The organism is Ammoniphilus sp. YIM 78166, assembly GCF_004522215.1.
Lineage (GTDB): Bacteria > Bacillota > Bacilli > Aneurinibacillales > RAOX-1 > YIM-78166.
Genome location: NZ_SDLR01000001.1, coordinates 1,218,310 through 1,224,643, shown reverse-complemented (window position 1 = coordinate 1,224,643; position 6,334 = coordinate 1,218,310). Strand labels below are relative to the sequence as shown.

Sequence of the window (6,334 nt, the reverse complement as noted above, 5' to 3'; positions counted from 1 at the left end):
ACTTATATTTCTAAAAACGCAAGTTTTTCAGTGCCCTCTAACTTGATAGGATCGGTTTTTTCACTTGCTAAATTTAATTCTGATTCGCTAACTCAAACAAGACCTCTTTCATCACTACTATTCCATTCACGCAATCTGGCAAGGAAGTCCACTCTTCTGGAGAATGGCTTTTTCCTTTATGGCTTGGCACAAAGATCATGCCTGAGGGAACATACTTGCCAAGAATCATAGCATCATGACCTGCGCCGCTTGGCAACGTTCGAGTAGAAAGTCCATGGCGCTCTGCTGCCCGAGCAATCATGCTTTGAATCGAGTCGGGCACCATCACTGGTGGAATGGATATGCCACTTTCTACCTTGACTTCTAACTCTCTTGCTTGGGCAATTTCATGGGCGAGTTGGGTGATCGCCTCAAGCAATTCATCCCTCTTGTCAACATGTATGTCTCTAGCATCAACAACGACTTCGGTTTTTCCCGCAATGATATTCGTTCCATTAGGGAATACATTCATCCTCCCTACGGTAGCAACAGCGGTCGGACTAAACGTCCGGGGAAGCTTTTCCACACCGAGTATGAATTCAGCTGCAGCGGTTACTGTATCTTTTCTCATATGCATAGGGGTGTTCCCCGCGTGGTCGGTGTTTCCAAGGAAGGTAAAGGTTCTCCAGGAAGGTCCCGCTATTCCGTTCACGATCCCGATGTTTTTTTCTTCATTTTCGAGAATTTTTCCCTGTTCAATATGAAGCTCCAAGAAGGCAAAGATATCTTCAGCTCGACGTTTCCCCAGGAGGATTTGTCCAGGTAAATATCCTTGTTCTTTCATAGCCTCTTCAAGGGTAATGCCATCAGCGTCAGAAAAGTTCTTTAATTGCTCCGCTGTAACCTCTCCCATCATAGCTCGGCTACCGAATATTCCATTTTTGAATCGTGCGCCCTCTTCATCTACAAATACAGCTAATTCGATCGTGCGCTGAGGCTTCAAACCTTGCTTAATGATGGCTTCGATAGCCATTAGACTGCTTAAGCACCCAAGGGCTCCATCAAAGGCTCCTCCATTGGGGACAGTATCCAGGTGTGACCCAGTCATCACCACGGGAAGCTCAGGGTTTTCACCTATCAATCGTCCGAACAAGTTGCCTATTGGATCAACATGTACCTCAAGCCCAATGGACTCCATCCAGCCCCTAAAGACTTCTTTTACTTCTCTTTCTTCCTTCGTATAAGGGTACCGTGTAATTCCGCCTTCCGGGGTCACTCCAATCGCTGCCATTTTTGATAATCGCTCCGCTACGTCCAAAGGATCGATACCTTCTATTTTGGAGCATTGCATTACATCTTTTAGTAATCTCTCTTTAGAAAAAACGTTCAACCTCTCCACCTCCAATTTTCTAACTCTCTCTAATCTCCTATCACCTTATGGCAAATAAATGCCGGAACCTGGTCCAAGCGGCAAGCCAAGGAAAAACCAAATGATGAAGAATAAAATCCATGCTGCACCGAAAATCAAGGTATATGGAAGCATAACCGCAATTAACGAGCCTAATCCCATGTTCTTGTCGTATGTTTTTGCCAGGGCTAATAGGATGGCAAAATAAGCGAACATCGGTGTAATTGGATTGGTAATAGAGTCCCCTATGCGGTAGGCCAATTGTGTAAAGGCTGGATCATAACCTAGGAGCATGAACATGGGAACAAACACCGGTCCAAGGATCGCCCACTTTGCCGAAGCACTTCCGATAAACAAGTTCAATCCGGCACTAATGATAATAAATCCAACAAGCAACGGCAAGCCTGTCAATCCAATTCCCTTTAAGAAGTCAGCTCCGGAAATAGCCATGATCACGCCAAGGTTACTCCAGTTAAAATAGGCAATAAATTGAGCGGCGAAGAAGGCTAGTATGATATACATTCCCATCGCGCTCATCGCCTTAGCCATACCATCCGCTACGTCTTTATCGGAACGGATACCCTTGGTTACAATCCCATAAGCGATGGCAGGGAATAAGAATAATCCCATAATAATCGGAACCAGCGAGCTCATGAATGGAGAGATAATAATCGCTCCGTTTTCGCCGCGAAGTGGAGCGTCACTTGGTACAATTAATAGAGCAATTATAGAAATAAACACAAGTGCAGCCGCTCCTGCCCACTTTAATCCACGATTTTCGGCATCGGACAGTTTGTCCATCTTCATCTTTGGACCTGTGTATTCAGGAAGTCTTGGCTCTACTACTTTATCGGTAATCCAAATAGCTAAAGGTACGATGATAAACGCCGAAGCGGCTAAGAAATACCAGTTCATGGCCGGGTTAGCAATAAAGTTCGGGTCAACAATCTGTGCTGCTCCCTGGGTAAATCCAGCCAATAACGCATCAAGCATGTTAACGATCAGATTCGCACTAAATCCGCCAGCGACCGCTGCATAGGCCGCTACCATTCCTGCAATTGGGTGTCTTCCTACACTCATAAACACGAGGGCTGCAATAGGAGGTAATACGATGAATCCAGCATCTCCCGCCATATTAGCCAAGATACCAGCAATAACGATAGATACGGTGATCATGGATTTAGGAGCGCCCAATACGACCTTTTTGAGCAAGGCAGAGATGAGTCCAACTCCCTCAGCAAGTCCAACCCCAATCATGGTAACAAGTACTAGTCCTAGAGGTGGAAACTCGGCAAAGTTCTTCACCATTTTCGTCATAATGTTTTGAAGCCCTTCCGCTGTTAACAAACTAACCGCTTTTACGGAATCTCCTGTGGAAGGATGAGTGACTTCTACTCCCGCGGATGCTGCAAAATGAGAAGCAATAACTACAATAATGGCAAAGATAATAAATAATGTAACTGGGTCAGGAAGCTTGTTTCCGACTCGTTCTACAACATCCAGCATCCGGTTGAGCAAAGTGTTTTTTGCCGGCGCTTTTGTCTTTTGATTTACTGGTGGCACGTCTTGTTTTTTCGCCAAGGACATATGCGCTCCCCCTTTTTTTATGTTTTCAAATTTTCAAACTTGTTTATAATTATAGTCATATCAAGTGAAGTTGCTATGTGCAGCAATCTGAAAAAATGAACAGATTTTTTGTGTGTTTAAACAAAAGACATTAGTTCTTCTTAGTTTTTGTAGATTAGACCAAAAACATCACTTATTTTTTGTTTTGGATTACATAGATCTCATATTATTTCAATGTATAATTATTCTGTAAATACGGTTGGGAGGAATAGAAATGATGTTTGAATCCATGTATCGTCGATTATCCGAGTTGTTTCCTGAAATGGTTCAATGGCGTCGACATTTTCATATGAATCCTGAATTATCTTTTATGGAAGAAAAAACACCTGCAACGATTGCAGAATATCTCACTCAATTGGGAGTTGAAGTTCGTACCGGTGTTGGGGGTAGAGGTGTTGTCGGCATTATTCGCGGAGGGAAGCCGGGGAAAACCGTAGGGATCCGCGCCGACTTTGACGCACTAGCCATTCAAGACGAAAAAGATGTTGATTATAAATCCCAAGTTCCTGGGGTGATGCATGCTTGCGGACATGATGCTCATACAGCCACTCTACTTGCTGTAGCCAAAGTCCTTGTCGAAAACAAGGAAGAGCTTCATGGGAATGTTGTCTTGATTCACCAGTTTGCAGAAGAAATTGCACCTGGCGGCGCTCTTCCTATGATTGAAGATGGATGTTTAGATGGTGTTGATGCTATTTTTGGCACTCACTTATGGTCCTCTCATCCTGTGGGTGAAATTGGCTATCGAACCGGACCTATTATGGCTGCTGCCGATAAATTCACCATTGAAATTAAGGGAAGAGGTGGTCATGGCGCTGCTCCCCATGAGACAATTGATTCGATTGTTGTGGGTACTGCATTGGTTCAGAACCTTCAGCAGATTATCAGCCGCCGCATAAATCCTCTGAAGCCTGCGGTATTAACGGTAGCTTCCTTCCATGCTGGAGATGCTTTTAACGTTATTGCCGATTCGGCAAGCATTATTGGAACCGTTCGAACCTTTGATCCAGAGGTCCAAGACCTGATTATACAAGAGATGGAAAGAGTAATTAAAACAACATGTGAAGGTGCTGGTGCCCAGTATACTTTTGTATACGATAAGGGTTATCCGGCTGTATGCAATCATCCGGAAGAAACGGCATTGCTTGCCAGAAGCGCTGCGCAAGTCGTGCCTGCCGAGCATGTGAAAGAAATGGAACCGATTATGGGCGGAGAAGATTTTGCCTATTATTTACAAAAGGTGCCAGGCACCTTCTTTTTCACGGGTGCCGGCAATCCGGATAAAGGGGCAACTTATCCTCATCATCATCCTAAATTTGATATTGATGAACAAGCCATGCTCACTGCGGCGAAAGTGTTAATCACGGCAGCTGTGAACTACCTACATGAGAAAGATTCGAAAGCTGCAGTTGCTTCTGTAAATTAATATACGATAAAATAACCCTAATCTATTGGATTAGGGTTGATTTTATTTATGAGTGAGTTACTTAGCCATAGGCAGTTGCAGTCTTTAATTGAAGTTTCCAATGTACTGAACAGCTCATTAGACATCGATACGATTATGGATTCCATCATGCAAGCAACCGTTTCTGTTGTAGATGCGGCTGATGGAGGTGTCCTGTTTCTTTATGACCCGATACAGGATTGTTTAGTTGCTAAATCTGCACAAGGGTTTGATTCCAAGATTGTGGAGCAGGTAAGATTAAAGCCCGGAGAATCCATGACAGGTCTTGCTTTTTCAGCTCGACAGTGTCTAATCTTTGAGAACCCGGAGGAAGTTGCGAGAACAACCTCCACTCTTGCCCCTCAAAACTTAAATTTGATGGAATCATCCATTCCCATCAATCCGCAGTCAGCTATTTGTGCCCCTATCATTAGTAAAGGCGACTGTATTGGCGTGATTACGTTAGACTCTTTTCAACCTGATCTGCATTTTTCCCTTGATGATATTAATTTAGTAAAAGCCATATCCCATCAAGCCGCAGTAGCTATTGAAAAAGCGAGGCTTTACAAGGAGAAACAGCAAACGGTTCGCCAATTAGAGAATTCAAACTATACCATAACCAAACAGAACGAAATGCTTTCGCGTTCCGTTGCCATCCATGGGCACTTAGCTAATCTTGTCTTACGAGGGGAAGGCTTGTCTTCCATCCTTCACTACCTCAATACCATGTTTGGGGATCAAATTCTTCTGTTTAATGAATGGGGAGATCTTATTGAGTCATCCAGCCGCGATCCATTATCAGAAACGGACGTCAGCAAAATAAAAGGGGTTGCTTTTGCATCCTCAGATTTTCAAGAGCTTGCTTATAAACTTCAAGATTGTGAGATAAACGGTTTGCCCCACCACATGGTAAGTTTGCCTCTAGGTTCTAAGATGAACTTTCTGGGATTTTTAGTTGTTCTATCTGTTCAGTCGATAAATGAAGTCGATATTTCCGCTTTAGAACATGCATGTACGGTGATCTCTCTGGAGCTGATGAAGAGTCAGCAGATATTTGAAACACAACAACGATTAAAAGGAGAGTTTATTGAGGGGTTATTTACTGGAAAGGTAGACGAGTCCTTAATTCAGCAAGCTAAGCTCTTAGATCTTGATCCTAACCGAAACTATCTAGTGACGGTGATCCAGATTCAACCTCTCCATATCGATATGAAGCGCCACCTCATTGACCTAGCCAACCGCATCTTTCTCGAAAGTTATCCGCATAGTATGGTTGTCACCAAGCATGAGCAGATTATACTACTGTTGTCTTTTTCTAATCAAAGGACGGGTAGTTACCATACTCAGCAAATCATGGAACTCGCACATCAGTTTCAGCAGGAAGTCTTGAAGAGAAACGAGAAGCCTACGGTTCTTATCGCCTTGGGAAGAGCAAAAAACGGGTTGGTCCATGTAGGGAAATCTGCCCAAGAAGCCCAGAGAGGCTTGCAGTTATTACGTACCTACAACTTAAACAAGAATGTAATTAGTTATTCGGAACTAGGAGTGCAACGGCTGCTCCTGCAAAACTCAGAGGACGAATTAATGGATTTTATTCAAGAAACTCTAGGTCCTTTATTGGAGTATGAAGCTCAACGGAAAAGAGAATTGCTCCCAACCCTGCTCGTTTATTTGGAACATAATCAAAATTCAAAGGAAGCAGCCGAATCTCTTCATATCCATACCAATACTTTAAACTACCGGCTCAAGCGAATCCAAGAAATTCTCTCTATCGAACTTACAGACGCCGAACAATTTATGAATCTACAATTAGCTCTAAGATTACACCAGTATTTAGGAAGCTAGTTTGACTGCAAAGAAAAGAAGTAGATCTAGTA

At 43.3% G+C, this 6,334-nt stretch carries 4 protein-coding genes; 2 read left to right on the top strand and 2 right to left on the bottom strand.

Annotated elements, in window-relative coordinates; translation table 11 throughout:
• Nucleotides 1-73 precede the first annotated feature (73 nt).
• Nucleotides 74-1,369, bottom strand: coding sequence for a Zn-dependent hydrolase (locus EIZ58_RS06045; protein WP_240688960.1), 1,296 nt, complete (start codon nt 1,367-1,369; stop codon nt 74-76).
• 45 nt (nt 1,370-1,414) lie between these two features.
• Entirely contained in the window at nt 1,415-2,974 is a 1,560-nt protein-coding gene (locus EIZ58_RS06040; protein ID WP_134699575.1) for an AbgT family transporter, read from the bottom strand.
• Between the two features lie 256 nt (nt 2,975-3,230).
• On the opposite strand from EIZ58_RS06040, the gene EIZ58_RS06035 reads away from it, so the two are divergent.
• Nucleotides 3,231-4,439 carry a M20 family metallopeptidase gene (locus tag EIZ58_RS06035; RefSeq protein ID WP_134699665.1) on the top strand — a complete coding sequence of 403 codons (1,209 nt, stop codon included), beginning with the start codon at nt 3,231-3,233 and terminating at the stop codon, nt 4,437-4,439.
• A 48-nt stretch (nt 4,440-4,487) separates the two neighbouring features.
• Nucleotides 4,488-6,302, top strand: coding sequence for a helix-turn-helix domain-containing protein (locus EIZ58_RS06030; RefSeq protein ID WP_134699574.1), 1,815 nt, complete (start codon nt 4,488-4,490; stop codon nt 6,300-6,302).
• The last annotated feature ends 32 nt before the right edge of the window (nt 6,303-6,334 follow it).

Bases quoted from the DNA above. Each gene is read 5' to 3' on its own strand.
- EIZ58_RS06040 (WP_134699575.1), bottom strand. From the start codon at position 2,974: ATGTCCTTGGCGAAAAAACAAGACGTGCCACCAGTAAATCAAAAGACA.
- EIZ58_RS06035 (WP_134699665.1), top strand. From the start codon at position 3,231: ATGTTTGAATCCATGTATCGTCGATTATCCGAGTTGTTTCCTGAAATG.
- EIZ58_RS06030 (WP_134699574.1), top strand. From the start codon at position 4,488: ATGAGTGAGTTACTTAGCCATAGGCAGTTGCAGTCTTTAATTGAAGTT.